This window comes from Streptococcus mitis (genome assembly GCF_001579035.1).
GTDB classification, from domain to species: domain Bacteria; phylum Bacillota; class Bacilli; order Lactobacillales; family Streptococcaceae; genus Streptococcus; species Streptococcus mitis_J.
Window position 1 is genome coordinate 110,990 of record NZ_KQ970290.1, and the last position, 1,998, is coordinate 112,987.

3 protein-coding genes are annotated in these 1,998 nt (G+C 42.0%); 1 reads left to right on the top strand and 2 read right to left on the bottom strand.

The annotated features are described in order from the left end of the window. Positions 1 to 497: ECF-type riboflavin transporter substrate-binding protein (locus tag SMIDD26_RS08735; RefSeq protein ID WP_061439851.1), on the bottom strand; the 497-nt coding region annotated here is incomplete at its 3' end. Between the two features lie 14 nt (positions 498 to 511). Beyond that, positions 512 to 1,360, bottom strand: a complete 849-nt coding sequence (locus SMIDD26_RS08740) for an SAM hydrolase/SAM-dependent halogenase family protein (protein WP_061439852.1) — start codon at positions 1,358 to 1,360, stop codon at positions 512 to 514. A gap of 188 nt (positions 1,361 to 1,548) precedes the next feature. Between SMIDD26_RS08740 and SMIDD26_RS12335 the strand changes: the two genes are divergently transcribed. Then, positions 1,549 to 1,998: NAD-binding protein (locus tag SMIDD26_RS12335; protein WP_246747008.1), on the top strand; the 450-nt coding region annotated here is incomplete at its 3' end.

Here is a 1,998-nt window from a genome sequence, read left to right on the forward strand (position 1 = left end):
AAGAGAAGGGTTCCTGCAATAGCTACAGATACACCATTAGCAATTCCCGCAACAATTCCTTGTGCAAATACTTTTTCTGCCGCTTCTTGATAAATCACAACATCTCCAAGTGGTGCCAAGACACCCCAAACAAGGGCATTTGCAAGTAGTTGAATGAGGTTAAAAATAAGAATATCTTTCCAGTCAAAGACACCATTAATCACGCGAACGTACTTTCTAAAAATTCCCACAGCTAGACCAAAGAGCCCGCTAGCGATAATCCAAGTCCACCACAGACCGTAACCAGCAAGAGAGTCCTTGATTGCATGACCAATCAACCCGACAAGCAAACCGATAATCGGTCCAAAAATAATAGAAAGTAGCGCTTGGACCGCATACTGAAGCTGGATGCTTGTATTTGGAACAGGGGTCGGAATGTTGATCATCCCGATGACAACAAAGAGGGCAGCGCCAATTCCGACAGCAACAACTTGTTTAATTGTAAATTTGATTTCCATACTATTCTCCTATTTTATGATTCTATTTTCTTTATTTCAATGGTCCAAGATGAACCGACACCCACATTATAGGCCTTGGCAAAAGAACCTTGGTTGATAGCCAGACCTAAACGATAGAGAGAGTTGATGTAAAGGATGGGTTGCCCAATTCTCACATCTGCAAATGATTTGCCATAGACAACCTGATTTTGATAGACCAGCATATCTGCATGATAGATAGTCACCTCAAAACGGTCACTGAATGCTGGTTCCAGCTTGTAAAATTCTTCTCGCGTGATAGAGGTCCAAAGCGATCCAAAACGCACATCCAGAATATCAATGGCTCCCTTCACCAGATGATCTTCTATGATGGTCTCTACGACTGGAAGCTCCACAATCTGATCCACACTGAGCTCTGGTCCCACTTCCTCAAAACTAATGTGACCGCTGGCTAGTTTAGCACCAGTATAAGCATAAACATCACGACCGTGGAAGGTATAAGAATGCTCTGTGTTTTGACGTCTATTAGCCACCTCAGAAATCTCACGAATGGCTACAATGCCAACGTGTTTCTTGATAAAAGAAAGCGTCCCATTGTCTGGCGTGACAATGTATTGATTTTTTGCAGTCTTAGCAACCACGCTCTTACGTTTCGAACCGACACCTGGATCGACAACCGATACAAAAGTCGTTCCCTCAGGCCAGTAATCCACCGTCTGAAAGAGACGGTAACTCCCCTCAAAAATATTATAAGGCGTAATATCGTGCGTCAAGTGATGAATTTTTAAGGTTGGAGATTCTTCTAAAGCCACTCCAATCATAGCCGATACCGCACCATCAACCAGACCAAAGTCTGATTGTAATACCAGTAAATTATTATTCATTTTATCTCCTTGTATATCCTTTATCATACCATATTTCAGAGAAAGGTGCTAATAGCTATTTCAATTGATTAGGGTATAGTTTTACCTTATAGCAAATTTCCTACTAAAAACTCTGGTTATTAGCTAGTAGGTGCATTTTTTCTTGAAAAAAGGTATGATAGTTACATAATGAAGAAGTAGGTTTTATTATGAAAATTATCCTTGTCGGAGGGGGAAAAGTTGGTTTTGCCCTCTGTCGCTCCTTGGTTGCAGAAAAGCATGATGTTTCGCTGATTGAGCAAGACGAAGCTGTCCTCAATCATATTGTTAATCGCTTTGATATCATGGGTATCCTTGGTAACGGGGCCGATTTTACCATCCTTGAGCAAGCCAGTGTCCAGGATTGTGATATCTTTATCGCCTTGACTGAGTACGATGAAGTGAACATGATTGCAGCCGTTCTAGCCAAGAAAATGGGAGCTAAAGAAACTATCGTTCGGGTGCGGAACCCTGAATATTCTAACTCTTATTTCAAGGAAAAGAATATTCTCGGTTTTTCTCTTATCGTTAATCCTGAGCTCTTGGCTGCCCGCGCTATCGCGAATATCATTGACTTCCCCAACGCCCTATCTGTCGAACGTTTCTTTGGGGGACGGGTC

Coding starts and splice junctions, on each gene's coding strand:
- SMIDD26_RS08740 (WP_061439852.1), bottom strand. CDS start 1,360: ATGAATAATAATTTACTGGTATTACAATCAGACTTTGGTCTGGTTGAT.